We start from the raw sequence: 18,377 nt of genomic DNA on the forward strand, positions 1-18,377 counted from the left end.
TTATCTCTGTCACCACCAGGCCTGGTGGTTATTCGTTTAACCAATCTCGGGGGACTAAATAGTCATATAATTTGGCTTCAGCCGTGCCAGGCTCTGGCTGATAGTCGTATTTCCAACTAGCCAGCGGCGGCATCGACATTAAAATCGATTCGGTTCGGCCACCAGTTTGCAACCCAAACAAGGTGCCTCGGTCAAATACCAAATTAAACTCAGCATAACGCCCACGGCGATAAAGTTGGAATTCACGTTCGCGTTCACTATATTCGATGGATTTTCGTTTGGCTACAATCGGACGATAAGCTTGAATAAAGTGATCACCCACCGAACGCATAAATGCAAAACAGGTATCGAAATCCCATTCATTTAAATCATCATAAAATAGTCCACCCACCCCGCGGGTTTCATCACGATGCTTTAGATAAAAGTATTCATCACACCATTGCTTATATTTTGGGTAAACCGCTTCACCAAAAGGATCACAGGCTTGTTTTGAAGTTTGATGCCAATGTTTAACGTCTTCATCAAAAGGGTAATAAGGCGTTAAATCAAACCCACCACCAAACCACCAAACCGGTTCTTCACCCGGCTTTTCAGCCATAAATAAGCGCACATTGGCATGTGAGGTTGGAATATAAGGATTGTTAGGGTGAATCACCAAAGACACACCTAAGGCTTGAAACGAGCGACCGGCCAATTCAGGTCGATGTGCCGTCGCCGAGGCAGGCAAGGTTTTACCACGTACATGAGAAAAATTGACACCGCCTTTTTCAATCACCGCACCGGCTTCCAGCACCCGCGAACGTCCACCACCAGTTAAACCCATTGCGCCTTCTTCACCCTCACGCTCCCAACTATCCACGATAAAGTCTTTGGCGCCATCTTCTGCGGCTAATTGTGCGCAAATGTCGTCTTGTAAGCCAATTAGGTAGGTTTTAACGGCTTCAATCTTGTCTTCAAATTGTGTCATGAGGTTTCCTTAAATCTTATTCTATTGCATGCTTTTAATTATTCGTCTGGACTTTCTGATAGGGTTGGATAGTCAAACCATTCATCCAATTTCGACCAGGCCTGGTGCAAGCCGTCTCTATTTAAAGATGAAAAAAGCTGGGCACTGGCATGGGGATATTCGTCATTTAAGACTTTTTTAACACCCAATAACGCACTGTTGGCGGGGCCTCGCTTAAATTTATCCGACTTGGTTAATAAGATATGAACCGGCAACGCCAGTTGTTTTGTCCAGCCCAGCATCATTAAGTCTAGCGGCTGTAAAGGATGACGCACATCCATCATCAACATCAGCCCTTTTAAGGCTTTGCGTTTTTCAACATACTCCGCTAAACCAGCTTCCCACAATTTTTTCACATTTATATTAACCTTCGCAAAACCATAACCGGGTAAATCTACCAAGTAGCGTGTTTCATCTAAGGTAAAAAAGTTAATCATTTGGGTTCGGCCCGGCGTTTTACTGGTTCGCGCTAAGCTCTTCTGGGACGTTATAACATTGAGGGCGCTAGACTTTCCAGCGTTTGACCGACCCGCAAATGCGACTTCGTAGCCTTCATCTTCGGGGCAGTGTGACAAGTTGGGCGCACTTTTTAAATAGGTGGCCTTTTGGTACAGAGGGTGTTGAGTAATCACGGGTTTTTTACCTTTAACATTAACAGTGAGAAGTATATACTCATACGCCAATCGATTTTTTTAAATCCGCAAAATTGAAGAAAACACTTATGTCTGAAAATAAAAACATGTCCAAGCCTACTCATCGCAAAACACCTACTATCTGGTTAGAGTTTTTAGGTTCAATGAATTTAGCCATTACTTTATTAGTAATGCTCTCCATTGCCTCTGTGATCGGCACGGTTTTACAGCAAAACCAAGTTATACAAGATTATATTATTAAATTTGGGCCTTTTTGGCATGAAGTATACAGTGGTCTAAATCTGTATGACGTTTATGGAGCGGCTTGGTTTATGCTGGTTTTGCTGTTTTTATTAGTTACCACCGGCGTCTGCGTAACTCGTAATACCCCTGTATTTATTAAAGACATGAAACAATTTAGCGAAAAACTCTCACTGAATGCGCTTAAACACCAGCCAAATCACAGCAGTTTTACACTCGACAATTCAATCGACAACGTCAAACAACACGCCATTGAGTCACTCAAACAAGATAGTTTTCGTCACCGTGTTCATCAAAAAGAGGATGGCAGCGTTACCGTAGCGGGTTTAAAAGGTCACTGGAATCGATTGGGTTATTTCTTCAGCCATGTGTCCATCATCATAATTTGTATCGGTGCACTGATGGACAGTAACCTTTATCTCAAATATCACGAATGGACAGGTAGCCTAGTACCCGAAACACGTAATGTAACGTTAAATGATGTTGATCCGAAAGCTTGGTTATCGGCCGACAACTATTCTTACCGTGGTAATGTCAATATTACCGAAGGAAACAGTGCTGACGTATTGTTTCTACCTTATGGGGATGGTTATTTGGTGCAACAGCTGCCGTTTAGAATTGAGGTGACTGACTTCCGTCTGGATTACTATGACAACGGCATGCCCAAGTCTTATGAAAGTGACATTTTGCTTTACGCAGACGACCTAGATGAACCCCTGGTTAAAACCATTGAGGTTAACCACCCACTTTATTATAAAAATTATGCGATTTATCAATCGTCTTATGCTGATGGCGGTTCGAAGATAAACTTTAATGTGCATGCCTTAGCTTCGCCTCACATTAGCAGTTCTGTGGTTGAATCAGCCGTTAACAAAAATGAATCTTTAACCACGCCGGTGGGTCAGTTCCGCATCGAATTTACCGACTTCAAACTCTACAATATTGTGCCTAGAGATGAAGAAGAAGCCGAACTTACCGGGCGTAAAATGCAAAATAACGGGCCAAGTGTCCTGTTTAAAGTGCGTAATGAACAAGGCACGGCTTGGGAATATGAAAACTTCATGATCCCAACCAAACAGGAAGACCGTTGGTTTTATATGAGTGGCGTGCGTACCTCAGTAGCCGATCCTTTCCGTTACTTATTTATTCCAGCCGATACAAACCGTAGCCGAGATCGGTTCTTTAGGTTTTTAGCTTTAGTAAATAATCCACAAGAGCTTGAAACCATATTAGCTAATATGGCGCCAAAGCCAGAAGATATGACTGAGTCGACTTATCAAACTCAATTACGTTTGTTTAGTCAGTTGATTACACTTTATCGTCAAACCGGATTTGATGGTATTGCACGTTTTGTTGAAACGAATGTACCGCAAGATCAACAAGAGCAAGTACTGGGCTTTTATTACGATCAATTAGCCAGCGCATTGCAAATGCTTTATCTGCATATTTTGGATGAAGAAGGAGTGATCAAGGATGATGCGGGCAATATTACCGAAGCCCATCAAATTTGGTTTGAAGATGCGCTTACCTCTATTGCCAGCTTGCATCGATACGGTCCGCCTTTGTATTTTGAATTAACCAATTTTGAACAAATACAGTCAACCGGCCTTCAAATTACAAAATCTCCTGGTAAAGATGTGGTTTATTTTGGTAGCGCGTTGCTTATAATAGGGGTCTTCTTTATGTTTTATGTACGTCAACGCCGTGTTTGGATACACCTCAAAGCAGTCGGCGACAAAACAGAAGTGACAATTGCGGCTAAAGACAATAAGAAGCTGCCGGAAACGGAAGATGAGTTTGAAAAATTCGTGACACAATTTAAAGCATAGGTCGGGCTCTCATGGAAAATATAAGTAAAAATTCAAATTGGCAACGCTTTTCACTTCGTGATTGGCTTTGGACACTCATTGTTATAACTGGAACAGTGGTGGCATGGCTAATCTACAAAGATAATATGGATATCTATGAGGAAGTCATATTGTTCAGTATCGCTTTACCAACGATATGGCTAGGCTGGTATTGGAAAAGTTTCCAAACCCATGCTTATTCTGTTGCCGTTATCAGTTTATTATCAATTTGGTTTTATCAGCTAAACGGTAATATCTATCAAGCCAATGAAGAAGTATTTTTACTTAAATATTTAATTTCAAGCCAAGCAGCCATTATGTGGATGAGCTTTTTAGTCCTATTAGGCACCGTAACTTACTTCTTTGGCCTATTCAAACAATCGGATTTCGTTTATAAAGTCTCTACTTTTATCACCTGGACGGCCGCCACATTAGGTTTTGCCGGGTTAATGGTTCGTTGGTATGAGTCTTATTTAATCAGTTCTGATTATGGTCATATTCCGGTCAGCACCCTGTATGAAGTGTTTATCCTATTTATCTTTATGACGATTCTTATGTACCTTTATTATGAGCAAAAATTCAAAACCCGTGCGATGGGTGGATTTGTGATGCTCGTTATGAGTGCTTCTGTTTTATTTGTACTTTGGTATGTATTTGACCGTCAATCACACGAAATTCAGCCTTTAATTCCAGCCCTACAAAGCTGGTGGATGAAAATTCATGTTCCAGCTAACTTTGTCGGTTATGGCGGCTTTTCGATTGCCTCCATGGTCGGCGTTGCGATGTTAATTCGTCTGAGCCTAGAAAAACGTCGACCACAAAGTCGTTTGTTAACCAGTCTGCCAAGTTTACGAATTATGGACGACATCATGTATCGTTCAATCGCCATCGGTTTTGCGTTTTTTACGGTCGCCACGGTTTTGGGCGCGATGTGGGCCGCTGAAGCTTGGGGTGGGTACTGGTCTTGGGATCCAAAAGAAACCTGGGCTTTAATTGTTTGGCTTAACTATGCGGCTTGGTTGCATATCCGTATGACCAAAGGTTGGCACGGTGCGCCTATGGCTTGGTGGGCAGTCGTTGGCTTATTTATTACCACTTTTGCGTTTTTAGGTGTGAATATCTTCTTGTCCGGTCTTCATTCTTACGGTGAGTTATAAATAAGGAACCAGATATGTTAAGACGCCGATTATTACAACTTGCGGGCTTGGGTTTATTAACAAGCCTGAGTTCACTGAGCTTAGCCAACACTTTAAGTTTAGGTAAAGACTATAAAAAAGTGCCTAATCCACAGTCGATTGAACCGCACAAAAAACAAGTGGTTGAGGTTTTTTATTATGGCTGTTCACACTGCTATAACTTAGAACCGAGTTTGCATGAATGGTTAACAACCAAACCACGTGATGTGCATTTTGAGCGGGTACCGGCGGTCTTAAATAACCCAAACTGGATATTTATGGCCAAGGTGTTTTTAACCGCACAAGAACTGGGGATTATCGAACAATCGCATTTGCCCTTTTTCCATGCATTACACCGTGATAAATTACCCTTGTTTAATTTAGAAGACATTGCCCAATTTCACAGTCAATTTGGCACCACTAAACAAGCCTTTATCGACATGTTTGAATCCTTTAAAGTTGATCAAGCCATGCGTCGAGCGCAGCGTTTAACCCAATCTTATGGGATTGAAGGCGTACCCAGCATGATTGTCAATGGTCAATATCTAACGGATTTAACCATGACAGGTGGCCACGAACCTCTATGGTTAACCGTTAACCAACTTTTAAAACAATAAATTATTGTTTTAATTGCTCACCATGTAACCACCAGGCCTGGTGGTTTTTTACATTGGAAGAATTTATATGCAAGCGGCTAAATTATTTGTTGAGTGTTTAGAAAACGAAGGTGTGGAATACATTTTTGGTATTCCAGGCGAAGAAAACCTCGATATGATGGATGCCTTGCTGGATTCAAAAATCCAATTTATTACTACCCGCCACGAACAAGGTGCCGCTTTTATGGCGGATGTTTATGGTCGTTTAACCGGTAAAGCTGGCGTATGTGTCTCAACCTTAGGGCCAGGCGCAACTAATCTGGTGACCGGTGTAGCGGATGCCAATATGGATAATGCGCCACTGGTTGCGATTGCTGGCCAAGCCGCCACCACTCGTATGCACAAAGAATCACATCAAGTCGTCGATTTGGTGAGTATGTTTAAACCCATCACCAAATACGCCACCCAAATTTTGGAACCTGGCACCATTCCCGAAGTGGTTCGCAAAGCGTTTAAATTAGCGCAAAGCGAAAAACCGGGTGCATGCTTTATCGATTTTCCTGAAAATATCGCCGAAATGCACACTAATGAACGTCCGTTAAGGGTATTTCAAAACCATTTAACCAGCGCTTCTGAAAACTTAATCAAACAAGCCGCCTTAGCGATTCAACAAGCCAAAAATCCACTTATATTAGTGGGTAACGGTGCGGTTCGTGCCAAAGCCGGTGGAGAGGTTTACGCCTTTAGTAAGCAACTTAATATTGCGGTCGTCAATACATTTATGGCAAAAGGCATTGTGCCTTTTTTCAAAAATACGATAGCCATGGGCACCGCCGGATTACAAAAAGGCGATTATGAGAATGGTGGTTTTTCTAAAGCCGATCTTGTGATTTGTATTGGTTTTGATATGGTTGAATACCATCCCCATTTATGGAATCCGAATCGTAATCACAAAATTATTCATATTGACACCTTAGCGGCTGAAGTTGATTCTAGTTATATGCCTGAAATTGAGTTAGTAGGCGACATTGCCCATAATCTACAAGCTCTACGCAGTCTAATTAATTTAGTCAAACCTCAACCGATAGACCATCCGTTACGTGATGCCACCATGCAAGAAATGAATCGCTGTGCAGATAGTCAGGATTGGCCGTTATTGCCACAAAAAATTATTTGGGATCTCAGAACCGCCATGAAATCGACTGATATAGCGATTTGTGATGTGGGCGCACATAAAATGTGGATGGCACGCATGTTTCGTGCTGAAAAACCCAACACTTGCATTATTTCAAACGGCTTTGCCGGTATGGGCATCGCTGTACCAGGTGCAATTGCCGCAAAACTCGCCTTTCCTAACCAGGCTGTGGTCGCCGTAACAGGTGACGCGGGGTTTATGATGAACTCACAAGAAATTGAAACCGCGATGCGCTGTAATGCACCGATTGTTATCTTAATTTGGAACGATAGCCAATACGGCTTAATAGAGTGGAAACAAAAACGCAAATACGGCCGATCTGCCTTTGTAGACTTTAAAAACCCCGACTTTGTTCAGTATGCCCAATCCTTTGGCGCCAACGCGTATCGTATAGAAAGTGCCGATCAATTATTACCAACCTTAGAACTCGCTTTAAAATCACCAACAGTCACAATTATTGATTGCCCGGTAAACTATTCAGAAAACGATCGTTTAACCGAATTACTCGGTAATGTCATTTCTGAAATGCAATCTTAACCAATTGATTTTAGTTTGAAACTTTATTAAGGATAGGATTTTGTTACTTGAGATAAAGGTTGGCGTTGCGACTCTGGAATGCATTGCGGATAGCCAATATACAAAATCCCAACTAACTCAATTTCAGCTGAATTCAAGCCTAATAACTCATACGTTTCGCAAGCATTAATAACCGGACCAGTACTCCACTGAACACCTAAACCTTGTTCCCAGGCGGCTAATTGAAAGTTTTGAATGGCACAAGCGCAAGCCGCATAATCTTCCTTTGATTTTACTGAATCTATACTACGAACTTGACCTAACATAATGATTTGAGGGTTAGCCTTAAATCGATCACAGGCTTTTAAAAATATCGATTTGTGTTCTTCTGTGCCAGGCAAAGCACGTTTATCAGCGCGAAGCTTGGCATAAAGATGCATTAATTTTTGTTGAGTCTGATGACCTATAATATAAAATCGCCAGGGTTGGGTTAAACCATGGTTAGGCGCCCAAATAGCCGCTTCTAAACACTGATTTAACAACTCAGAATCGACTTTACGATCAATGAATTGATAAATTGTACGTCTTTGTTGCGCAAGTTCTAAAAACATAAAAGCCTCATAAAAATAAGTTTAAAGATTGGGCAGCTCGATTGTCTAACAGATAACATTTGAGCGCAAGCCAACAAGTTGGCTAACAAGGTGTGCACAACTGGGGATAAGTTTAAGGTTTCTATAAAACTAAAATGTTATCCACAATTGGTGCACACCTCATACAAACGAAGCACCCCCAGTTCTTAGACAGCTTAATAACAGATCAACCTATTGTTTTATAAATAAAAATTCAGGTTATACGTTTTATTAGCCTACACAATAAAAACAAAGAAAAAGAAAACAAAAAAAACTAAACACTTTATAGGGATAACTTTATGACGCTTAATGAGCTCAAATATATCGTCGCACTAGCCAAACAACGCCATTTTCGTAAAGCGTCAGAAGTTTGTTTTGTCAGCCAACCTACTTTAAGTATTGCGATAAAAAAATTCGAGCAAGAACTAGGTATTACATTATTCGAACGACATAAATCTGAAATTATCATTACACCAGTTGGTGAAGAAATTATCAGACTAGCAGAAGACATTTTGCAAAAAAGCCAACTCATCAAACAAATAGCGCAAGAAGAACAAGGAGACCATAGTGGTGAACTTAGGGTTGGCGCAATTTATACGATTGCCCCATATTTATTGCCTAAATTGATACCCGAGTTTCATCAACTAGCTCCTAAAATTCCGTTTATTCTGCAAGAAAATTACACCGTAAATTTAATCGATAAACTTAGAAATGGTGAATTAGACGTCGCGATTTTATCGCTGCCTTTTAGTGATCCACATATTGAAACTTTAGAACTCTATGAAGAACCGTTTGTGGTGGCTTTACCAAATGATCATCACCTCGCTAACAAATCTAAACTTAGCCTAGTAGATCTTGAACAAGAAACTCTTTTACTGTTAGGTGCCGGACATTGTTTTAGAGATCAGGTAGTCGATGCGTTTCCAAACTTAAATCACTTAAATTTACAAACCAATCAACTCCAACGAACTTTGGAAGGCAGTTCATTAGAAACCATTCGTTTTATGGTTGGTTCTGGAGCCGGTATCACCATTCTGCCTTGCAGTTCGCTTAATACACACGACGCCGACTTATTTACCGTTAAAGAAATAGAGTCAACTCTATTATCTCGCACAGTTGTGTTAGCTTGGCGTAAGAGTTTTCCACGTAAACAAGTTCTAGAAACCTTAAAATTGGCACTTAACAACATTCAAATTGCTTGTACAATAAAGAAACACTAATTGTACGAATTATTATGAAATACACCAAAACTACCTTATTAGCATGTTTATGCATTTTATTTTCTTCTACTTCATCCGCGCAAATGAATACCGAGGATCCTTATGAATCCTTTAATCGTTCAATGTTTGAATTTAACCTAGCATTTCATGATTTAGTAGGGGAACCAGTCGGTAAATCTTATAAAAAATATGTACCTCGACCAGCAAGAACAGGTATTCATAATTTTTTTATAAATTTAAGAATGCCATTAAACATGACAAATAATTTGCTACAAGGCAAAGTTGAACGCGGTTTAGCTGACTTTATGCGGTTTACGATTAACACCGTATTTGGTTTCGGTGGCTTGTTAGATATTGCAACACCGGCTGGTTTACCTTATGAAAAAGAAGATTTTGGCCAAACACTTTATAAATGGGGTTTATGGAAAGAATCCTCTTTTGTTGTGCTTCCAGTTGTGGGTGGTTTCACATTTCGTGAATTAGCTGGAGCAGGCATTGATGCCAGTTACAATCCAACCTATAGCCATATAATCCAAACCGATTTGGAAGGCCGCACTAAAATTTTGGTCGTTGATCAATTTGATAACTATATCCAATTTATGGATTTGATCGATACCGTCAGGGATTCTTATGATCCGTATATTTTTTATCGTGAAAGTTATTTACAATACCGAAATAACTTAATTTATGATGGCAAACCACCTCAACCTGATCTTGATGATTTTGATTTCAATTAATCTATGACTTATAACTCAACCGACACCATTGCATCCATTGCTACCCCACCTGGTCGAGGAGGCGTTGGTATTGTGCGCGTTTCAGGCCCGCTTGTTGCAAGTATTACAAAAAAGATGCTAGGTAGTTTGCCTGAAATTAGAAAAGCGCATTACGGGGCTTTCTACGGCTCTGAAAATCAAATTTTAGATCAAGGAATCGCGCTTTATTTTAAAGCACCGCATTCTTTTACAGGCGAAGACATCCTAGAACTGCAAGCACATGGCGGGCCTATCATTTTGCAATGGTTACTTACGCGTGTAATAGAACTAGGTGCTCGCTTAGCCCAACCGGGTGAGTTTTCTAAACAAGCCTTTTTAAATGATAAATTAGATTTAGCTCAAGCTGAAGCCATTGCCGATCTTATCGAAGCCTCATCGGATCAAGCTGCACGCAGTGCTTTAAAGTCTTTACAAGGCGATTTTTCACATCAAATTGATGACATGGTTGAGGCGTTAATTCAATTGAGGTTATATGTAGAAGCCGCGATTGATTTTCCAGAAGAAGAAATTGATTTTTTATCAGATGGTCACGTTGCCGGTCAAATACAACATTTGTTACAACGCTTAATCGCGATCCAAAAATCAGCGCAACAAGGTGTATTGTTACGAGAAGGTATGTCAGTGGTGATTTTAGGTCGCCCAAATGCCGGTAAATCAAGTTTACTGAATGCCTTATCAGGACGCGAAAGCGCAATCGTAACCGAAATTGCAGGCACCACTCGTGATGTGCTGAAAGAAGAAATTCATATTGATGGTATGCCATTGCATATTTTAGATACCGCCGGTTTACGAGAATCGACCGATCAAGTTGAAAAAATAGGGATTGAACGTGCTTGGAAAGCACTTGAAAACGCTGATCGGGTTTTGGTTGTATTACAAGCGGGTGAAGCAATACATCCTGAAGATAAAGCCATTTTGGATAAGTTGCCACCAAATCTACCGGTTAGTCTAATTCGCAATAAAATTGATTTAGTAGATGCCCAACCAGGCCTGGTGGAAACCGATAATCATACTGAAATTTGGTTATCAGCCAAACATAAAGTGGGTTTAGACAACCTGACATCACATTTAAAACAGGTGATGGGGTTTCAACAGACATCGGAAGGCGTATTTATGGCCAGAAAACGCCATTTAGATGCGATCCAGCAAGCCTTAGACTCGGTGTATAACGCTCAACATCAATTAGAACACTTTGCTGCGGGCGAGCTGGTGGCAGAAGATTTAAGATTAGCCCAAAATGCTTTGTCCGAAATCACCGGACGTTTCAGTTCAGATGATTTATTGGGTCGGATATTTAGCTCATTTTGTATCGGTAAATAAATTGCCAGAATCAACCAGTGGTTAATTGAGGTGCCCTAACGTCAATCAAGGGTTTTTTTAAGTAAATGCGTTTGTAAATAATAAGCCACGCCATCTTCGGCATTCGATTTAGTTTTAGCCGCTTGCGTTAATTGGGTTTTCAAATCAGGGTGCGCGTTATCCATTAGTACTGGATAACCTACCAACTTCAACATATCGACGTCGTTTAAGCCATCACCAAATGCCATTACTTCAGATGGTTTAATATTTTTCTGAAGTAATACTTTTTTTAGCGCTTGGCCTTTCGACACCCCTTTGTTCATAATTTCTAAATAATTTTCAGTGGTAAAGGTAATGTAAAGTTGATCGCCAAACTTGGCGCTTAAGCGTTGCTGAAGTGGCACTAGTTTTTCATGACTGGCATTAAAGTAAAATTTATCAATATGTTGATAATCGATGATATCGAAGTCGGTAACTTGATATTCAAACCCTGAACTATGATGAATTTTAAGTAAAGGTTCATTCGGCTCTTCTACCAACCATAAATCTTGTTGGTAAAGATTACGATGCACTTCGTAACCCGAAGATAAAACCAGAATATCTTTTACTAGCCCTTGTGGAATGTGGTTTTCATAAATCAGTTTGGCTTGTTTATTGTGAACTCGGGCACCATTTGAAGTAATTAAACGGGTTGGAATTTGCAATTGTTGAGCCAACAAATACACATCTTGATAATGCCGACCCGTAGCTAACATGACTTCAACACCGTGTTGATGGAGCTGTCGCAAGGTTTGTTTAGAAACCTCAGAAATAAAGTGATCTGGATTCAATAAGGTACCATCTAGATCTATAACAACCAGTTTTATCATTGGCTTAACCTAAAAATTATAATGAGGGTCACTTTAGCAAAAATTAACTAAATAAGCTGATTTTCGATTTATTTAGTTTGGGTTTTGTTAAGGTATTGAGAATTAAATCATTTGGAGCAACTTTATGCGTTCGATAAAATTAGCTTGGCCTTCCACCGTCTTAATACCGGTCTTTATTCCGGCCGTTCTAGTTATTTTTCTAATGATTGTCGGCACACTCAGTAATCCTGAACTGGCTGGCCAATTATTTTCCCAAACTTTATCTTACGTCACCGTAAATTTTGGTTGGTTTTATATGCTGTCGGTGGCGATTTTTTTAATTTTTATTGTTTCGATTGCATTTACAAGTTGGGGCAATATTAAATTAGGGCCAGATCATGCCGAACCCGAATACAGTTTTCCAGCTTGGTTTGCGATGTTATTTTCAGCCGGTTATGGGATAGCGCTACTATTTTTTGGTGTCGCCGAGCCAGTTTTACATTACGCTTCGCCACCTGAAGGCACAGCGCAAACGGTGGATGCGGCTAAACAAGCCATGCAAATTGCCTTTTTTCATTGGGGTTTTCATATTTGGGCGATTTATGGTTTGGTGGGTTTAACACTAGCTTATTTTGCATTTCGTCATGGCCTCCCGCTTTCAATGCGTTCAACCCTATACCCTTTAATTGGTGAAAAAATTTACGGTCCGATGGGGCACACGGTCGACACGTTTGCTATTTTAGGGACCACTTTTGGTATTGCCACCACCTTAGGGTTATCGGTTTCTCAAATTAACGCCGGTATGAATTATCTCTGGCCCAGTATTCCGCTAGGTGTGACGACTCAAGTAATTACGATTGCGGTGATTACTGGTTTAGCCATTATTTCAGTTTTAGCTGGTATGGATAAAGGCATTAAACGTTTATCTTTAATTAATATTGCATTGGCGATTTCGATTATGGCGTTTGTGTTTATTGTGGGTCCGACGATTTTCATTTTAGAAACTTTTTTGGAAAATACCGGTAGCTACTTAAGTGGCATTGTTGAACGTACTTTCAGCTTACAAGCTTATACATCAAGTGATTGGATCGGTAACTGGACCTTATTTATTTTTGGTTGGACAATTGCTTGGGCGCCGTTTGTTGGTTTGTTTATTGCCAAAATTAGTCGTGGCCGCACCATTCGACAGTTTGTATTGGGTGTTATGTTAGTGCCGACTATGTTTACGTTTTTATGGTTTTCGGTATTTGGCGATACCGCGCTGCATTTTATTATGGTTGAGGGTTACACAAGCTTAATTGACCAAGTCCAGGCGGATCATTCGATTGCCTTGTTCCAGTTGTTCGAAATTTTACCCTTTAGCAGCATTGTTTCATTCTTAGCGGTATTTTTGATTATTACGTTTTTTATTACCTCCGCCGACTCAGGGGCCTTAGTTATTGATTCATTGGCTTCGGGTGGGGCACTTAATACGCCAGTTTGGCAACGTGTATTCTGGGCCGCTTTACTTGGTGTGGTGGCTTCGGTTTTACTGATTGCGGGTGGTTTAAGCGCGTTACAAACCGCTTCGATTGTAAGTGCGTTGCCATTTTCGGTCATTATGTTGATTGCGGCGTTTGGTATGTGGCGTGCGCTAAGGATTGAAACCCATCGTGATTTAAGTTTACAAAATGCCATGCAAGGTGGACGTGCTCATCAATCGGCTAATGTTTGGCGAAAACGTTTGGCGAGTATGGTTGATTTTCCACCGCGTGCCGAGGTGGAAAAGTTCATTATGAATACGGTTTTACCGAGTATGAAGCAGGTCGAAAAAGAACTAAAAACCCAAGATTGGCCAGCCCAAGTGTTTATTGATGAAGATCAATATCGGGTACGTATAGAGGTATTTAAAGCCGATCAGGTTGAGTTTATCTACGAAATTAGATTACGTAACTACACCTTGCCAGGTTATGCCTACCCAGAAATTAATCGAGCAGATGAAGCTGAAGAAACGCATTATTATCGAGCGGAAGTCTTTTTGCGCCGTGGCAGTCAATCGTATGATGTATACGGTTATGAACAAGCCGATTTGATTTCCGATATTTTGGATCATTTTGAACGTTATTTACAATTCCTCCATACTTCTCCAAATATTTTGCCATGGAACATGGAACATCATGTTGATGAAGAATTACCGCCACAACCTTTGAGTCAGGCTGTCAAAGATGAAGAAAAGTAATCGCCAATTAAATAGAGGTTAAATATGTTTGATAAATGGCTTTTGCAACAAATTAGTGACGCGCGTTTAAGGGTTCAGCAAGGCCGTGTGATTGCTTATCCAACCGAGGCGGTTTATGGTTTAGGTTGTGATCCATTAAATCAACAGGCGGTAACACGCCTGTTGGAACTCAAACAACGTCCCCAGTCAAAAGGTTTAATTTTAATTGCGGCTGAAGTACCAGCCTTGGCGAAGTTTTGTAAACTTAACCACCAGGCCTGGTCACAAAAGATTATGGATTCTTGGAAACAATCCGATCAAGCGATCAGTTGGGTGGTGCCTAAAACCGATATTTGTCCTAACTGGATCAGTGGAGATCATGACAGTGTGGCAGTGAGATTAAGTCACCACCCGATTGTGCAGGCCTTGTGTGGTGATGGCGTATTGGTCTCTACCTCAGCCAATCCGGCGACTCAATCACCAGCGAAAAGTTGCCAACAGGTGGCTGAGTATTTTAACGATCAAGTTTGGTGTTTAGACGCGCACTTAGGCGGATTGGAAAATCCATCCCAAATTTGGGATGCACAAACTAACCAACGAATTCGCTAGCCGTTAGGTTTGGGATCGCGTTTTATTTAGCGCGAATTTTGTAGCGTTTATTGATGCGATGTACCATATAAAGCCCGAGCAAACCAAGCCCTAACAGCATTAGTGAGGGTAAGGCCGCTCGTTCATATAAGCCTTCCGAACTTAATTCATATACCCGAATCGCTAAGGTGTCCCAGCCGTAAGGACGTAATAAATACGTGGCGGGTAATTCTTTCATCACATCTACTGCCACCATAAAACCGGCGACCACCAGGCCTGGTTTAAGCATTGGCAAGTACACATGTGAAACTAAGCGTGATGTATTAGCGCCTAAACTGCGGGCGGCTTCGGTCATCGATGGGGTAATGCTATCAAAACTGCTTTCGACTGGCCCATAAGCGACCGCCAAAAACCGCACCATATAAGCCAATAACAACGCAAAAATGCCACTACTTAACCAGATACCTTGGCCGGGCGAAACCAATTCACCAATATCAATAATTAACAACATAATCCCGACCGCCAACACCGAACCTGGCAAGGCATAACCCAAGTTGGCAAACCGAATACCGGTTTTTAGCGGCCAAGATAAGTGGGTTTGTTGGCGTACACTGTTAACGATGACCGCGAGCCCGACCGTTAATATGGCGGCACCAACCGCCAATACAAAGCTGTTGCTAATCCAATCTAAATAACGGGTATCCCATTCTATATCAATGGTGATTAGCGCCCAGAATAGCAGTTGGGCTACTGGTAATACAAAGGCTAATAACACCACACTGCCAACAAAACCAGTAATCAACCAGGCCTGGTGGCCTTTAAGTTTATAAGGGCGTAACGTCATGCGTTTATTTGAATCGTAGCGTGCGCGCCCGCGACTCCAACGTTCAATAAAAATCAGTAAAACCGCTATTCCAAGCAATAAAGTCGATAATTGTGCGGCGGCTTGTAATGATCGGAAATCTTGCCAAACACTGAATATGCCGCTGGTTAGAGTGGAATAATTAAAAATAGCGACGGTACCAAAATCGGCTAGAGTTTCCATTAAGGCCAGCATTACCCCGGCCGCAATTGCCGGACGCGCCATTGGCACAGAAATTCGCCAAAACACACCAAAGCCCGACATACCCAATAAACGTGCACTTTCTACTAGGGTATTGTTTTGGCTATAAAACGCATTACGCGCCAACATATATACATAAGGATAAAGCACTAATGTCATCACCAGCATTATGCCAAGTTTGCCGTCTCGAATGTCGAGGCCATTCCAACCAAATAGCTCACGCAAAAAACTTTGAACCGGGCCAGGAAAGTCGAATAAACCTAAATACACGAAACCCAGCACATAGGCCGGAATGGCAAACGGCAAAAATAACATCCACTCTAATATTTTGCGACCCGGAAATTCGCACATGGTGACAAACCAAGCCAAACTCACACCCAATAAAGTTACACCGATGCCCACGCCTAGTAATAACCAGAGGGTATTGGTGATCATGCTCCACAAAAGGGTTTCGGAAAGGTGTAGCCAAATTTCAGAACTGGGTTCAAACCAAGCGCTTAATATGCGAAGTAGGGGTAGGCTGATTAAGATGATCAGCCCCCACAAAGCGATGTGCCAAAGGGTTTTAGAATTCATGCGCTTATTTTAGTGCGAAACCCATATGGAATGGTGTGTGTTGCTGGTTTTTTATTCATAATTTGCGCGATTGATTAGTATCGTAGCGGTTTGCTGTAATTCGCCCAGACGTTTTAGATTGGTTTGATCTTGTTTAAACGTACCCCAGGATTCAACTTGTGGGTTAGGGGTCACATTTGAATTAGCCGGATATTCACGATTGAGGGCCCCAAAAATTTGTTGAGCGGGTTTTTCAGATAACCACTCGATCAGCTTTAATGCATTATCGCTGTTTTTAGCGTGTTTCAATAAACCCGCGCCAGAGACATTGATGTGTGTGCCCGTAGTGGATTGATTCGCCCAACCTAAACGTAATGGGGTATCTGGGTTTTCAGCCTGCAAACGGCCAAAATAGTAGGTGTTGACCAAACCTATATCACATTGACCGGCTAAAATAGCTTCCATTACATGGGAATCTTTTGATTGAGGTTTGGCGGCTAAATTATTCACCCAGCCGGCTAAAATTTGCTGGGTTTGTTCTTCACCAAGGTGTTCTATTAAAGAAGCCACTAAAGACTTGTTATAAACCGAACCGGATGTGCGTAAACATAAACGCCCTTGCCATTTTGGATCGGCTAAGTCTTCATAACCAATCACTTGCTCGGCGGATACACGGTCTTGATGATAAACCAAGGTACGGGCCCTGACGGATAAGCCGGTCCAGAGTTGTTGCGGATCTTGTAAGTGAGGCGGAATATTACGTTTAATAAGGTCACTGTTCATTGGTTGAAACAATCCTTGATCGGCCGCATACCAAAGGTTACCGACATCGTTGGTAATTAACATATCGGCCGGAGTATTACGGCCTTCGGCCTTTAAACGTTCAACCAAAGCGTTGGCGTTACCGGTTTGAAACTGTACTTTAATGCCGGTTTGGTTAGTAAATTCATCAAATAAGGGTTTAATCAAATGTTCGGCTCGGGCGCTATAAACCACGACTTTACCGGCATCAACTTGTGCTTGATCGGTTTGCTGATCTTGCGAACAGCCAATAATCAGCAAGGAACTGGCAACAAGCATGGCGGATATAATTTTTTTCATGATTAAACCTCATATCATTAGGTTTTTGTAAAAGAGAATTATTAATATTTACATTGCAAAAAAAACGCCTATTAAGGCGCTTTTTAAAAATTAGATCTAGCGTTTAGGCCGCGTTATTGTGTTGCCATTGGGCGTTTCCCAATAAACAGCTTTCCAGCGTGCCGTAACGATCACACATTAACTCCGCTTCGCGGAAAGTGTGGGTGACCAAGATAGCTGAGGTATTCTGTTGTTTTAATAACTGGCGAATTTCAACTGCCAAATGTTCGCTTAAAGTGGTGTCTAAGTTTGAGAAAGGTTCATCAAACAAAATTAAACTAGGGCGTGGCGCTAATGCACGAGCCAAAGCGACACGTTGTTGCTGGCCTCCCGATAATTCATGCGGGTAACGTTGTTCTAAACCTTGTAATTGAATTAACTCAATTAACTCAGCCACGCGAGATTTACGCTCGGTTTTTGATATTTTGTTTAAGCCAAAAGCAATATTTTCTTCTACGGTTAAGTGTGGAAACAAAGCGTTGTCTTGGAACACCATACCGACGCCGCGTTTTTCGGGCGGGATGGTGCATTGGCAACTGGCCAAACAATCATTATTTAGGCAGATTTCGCCTTTTGCAATTTCAACAAAGCCAGCAATGGCGCGTAGTAAAGTACTTTTACCACACCCGCTTGGCCCAAGAATACCGACAATCTCACCCGCGGCAATGTCCAGATTAAACTGGTCCAGTACCGGCGTATGATTGTAAACAACTTGTATGTCGCTGATCTTTAACATTGCTCTGCCATTTGAAAATGATTTCGTTAGTGCAAATGTAAGCTAAATGATATTAATTTGCAATAGCAGTTAGCATTAAAACTCTTTTAGTTTTTATT

At 41.3% G+C, this 18,377-nt stretch carries 16 protein-coding genes; 9 read left to right on the plus strand and 7 right to left on the minus strand.

Translation table 11 applies throughout. From position 1 onward, the window contains the following. Nucleotides 1-28 precede the first annotated feature (28 nt). Nucleotides 29-967: an oxygen-dependent coproporphyrinogen oxidase gene (gene hemF, locus IBX48_RS03875; RefSeq protein ID WP_296830958.1), complete on the minus strand. Its 939-nt coding sequence runs from the start codon at nt 965-967 to the stop codon at nt 29-31. 38 nt (nt 968-1,005) lie between these two features. Next, a complete protein-coding gene (gene yihA / locus IBX48_RS03880; RefSeq protein WP_296831001.1) occupies nt 1,006-1,635 on the minus strand; it encodes a ribosome biogenesis GTP-binding protein YihA/YsxC in 630 nt (209 codons plus the stop codon). A gap of 92 nt (nt 1,636-1,727) precedes the next feature. Here yihA and IBX48_RS03885 point away from each other — a divergent pair, with 92 nt between their 5' ends. The 4 genes from IBX48_RS03885 (at nt 1,728) to IBX48_RS03900 (ending at nt 7,249) form a co-directional block, all read left to right on the plus strand. Further along, nucleotides 1,728-3,728 (plus strand): cytochrome c biogenesis protein ResB, encoded by a 2,001-nt coding sequence (locus IBX48_RS03885; RefSeq protein WP_296830960.1) that lies wholly within the window; start codon nt 1,728-1,730, stop codon nt 3,726-3,728. 11 nt (nt 3,729-3,739) lie between these two features. After that, the gene (gene ccsB / locus IBX48_RS03890; protein ID WP_296830962.1) at nt 3,740-4,903 is read left to right on the plus strand and encodes a c-type cytochrome biogenesis protein CcsB; all 1,164 of its coding nucleotides are present in this window, start codon (nt 3,740-3,742) and stop codon (nt 4,901-4,903) included. A 14-nt stretch (nt 4,904-4,917) separates the two neighbouring features. Next, complete coding sequence (locus tag IBX48_RS03895) at nt 4,918-5,538, plus strand: thiol:disulfide interchange protein DsbA/DsbL (protein WP_296830965.1); 621 nt, start codon at nt 4,918-4,920, stop codon at nt 5,536-5,538. A gap of 67 nt (nt 5,539-5,605) precedes the next feature. Continuing rightward, nucleotides 5,606-7,249 (plus strand): acetolactate synthase large subunit, encoded by a 1,644-nt coding sequence (locus IBX48_RS03900; protein ID WP_296830969.1) that lies wholly within the window; start codon nt 5,606-5,608, stop codon nt 7,247-7,249. A gap of 26 nt (nt 7,250-7,275) precedes the next feature. Here the strand turns inward: IBX48_RS03900 and IBX48_RS03905 are convergent, their stop codons facing one another. Next, nucleotides 7,276-7,839 carry a nitroreductase gene (locus tag IBX48_RS03905; protein WP_296830971.1) on the minus strand — a complete coding sequence of 188 codons (564 nt, stop codon included), beginning with the start codon at nt 7,837-7,839 and terminating at the stop codon, nt 7,276-7,278. A 317-nt stretch (nt 7,840-8,156) separates the two neighbouring features. Here IBX48_RS03905 and IBX48_RS03910 point away from each other — a divergent pair, with 317 nt between their 5' ends. From IBX48_RS03910 to mnmE, 3 genes are read left to right on the plus strand one after another with little or no spacing between them, the layout of a single operon-like run. Next, nucleotides 8,157-9,077, plus strand: coding sequence for a hydrogen peroxide-inducible genes activator (locus IBX48_RS03910; RefSeq protein WP_296830974.1), 921 nt, complete (start codon nt 8,157-8,159; stop codon nt 9,075-9,077). 14 nt (nt 9,078-9,091) lie between these two features. Continuing rightward, the gene (locus IBX48_RS03915; RefSeq protein ID WP_296830977.1) at nt 9,092-9,814 is read left to right on the plus strand and encodes a VacJ family lipoprotein; all 723 of its coding nucleotides are present in this window, start codon (nt 9,092-9,094) and stop codon (nt 9,812-9,814) included. Between the two features lie 3 nt (nt 9,815-9,817). After that, nucleotides 9,818-11,173 (plus strand): tRNA uridine-5-carboxymethylaminomethyl(34) synthesis GTPase MnmE, encoded by a 1,356-nt coding sequence (gene mnmE / locus IBX48_RS03920; RefSeq protein ID WP_296830980.1) that lies wholly within the window; start codon nt 9,818-9,820, stop codon nt 11,171-11,173. A gap of 41 nt (nt 11,174-11,214) precedes the next feature. On the opposite strand, the gene IBX48_RS03925 is transcribed toward mnmE, so the two are convergent. Continuing rightward, a complete protein-coding gene (locus IBX48_RS03925; RefSeq protein ID WP_296830983.1) occupies nt 11,215-12,021 on the minus strand; it encodes an HAD family hydrolase in 807 nt (268 codons plus the stop codon). Nucleotides 12,022-12,145: 124 nt separating this feature from the next. Here IBX48_RS03925 and IBX48_RS03930 point away from each other — a divergent pair, with 124 nt between their 5' ends. Both IBX48_RS03930 and IBX48_RS03935 read left to right on the plus strand, forming a co-directional pair. Beyond that, the gene (locus tag IBX48_RS03930) at nt 12,146-14,218 is read left to right on the plus strand and encodes a BCCT family transporter (RefSeq protein WP_296830986.1); all 2,073 of its coding nucleotides are present in this window, start codon (nt 12,146-12,148) and stop codon (nt 14,216-14,218) included. 24 nt (nt 14,219-14,242) lie between these two features. Continuing rightward, nucleotides 14,243-14,806, plus strand: a complete 564-nt coding sequence (locus IBX48_RS03935; protein WP_296830989.1) for a Sua5/YciO/YrdC/YwlC family protein — start codon at nt 14,243-14,245, stop codon at nt 14,804-14,806. Nucleotides 14,807-14,828: 22 nt separating this feature from the next. Here the strand turns inward: IBX48_RS03935 and IBX48_RS03940 are convergent, their stop codons facing one another. The 3 genes from IBX48_RS03940 to IBX48_RS03950 all read right to left on the minus strand — a co-directional run bounded on the left by IBX48_RS03940 (nt 14,829) and on the right by IBX48_RS03950 (nt 18,279). Beyond that, the gene (locus IBX48_RS03940) at nt 14,829-16,424 is read right to left on the minus strand and encodes an iron ABC transporter permease (protein WP_296830992.1); all 1,596 of its coding nucleotides are present in this window, start codon (nt 16,422-16,424) and stop codon (nt 14,829-14,831) included. A 51-nt stretch (nt 16,425-16,475) separates the two neighbouring features. Then, the gene (locus IBX48_RS03945) at nt 16,476-17,504 is read right to left on the minus strand and encodes an extracellular solute-binding protein (RefSeq protein ID WP_296830995.1); all 1,029 of its coding nucleotides are present in this window, start codon (nt 17,502-17,504) and stop codon (nt 16,476-16,478) included. A 103-nt stretch (nt 17,505-17,607) separates the two neighbouring features. Next, on the minus strand, nt 17,608-18,279 hold the full coding sequence (locus tag IBX48_RS03950) for an ABC transporter ATP-binding protein (RefSeq protein WP_296830998.1): 672 nt from the start codon (nt 18,277-18,279) through the stop codon (nt 17,608-17,610). Between the last annotated feature and the right edge of the window lie 98 nt (nt 18,280-18,377).

Source organism: Thiomicrospira sp., assembly GCF_014859555.1.
Classification (GTDB): Bacteria; Pseudomonadota; Gammaproteobacteria; order Thiomicrospirales; family Thiomicrospiraceae; genus Thiomicrospira.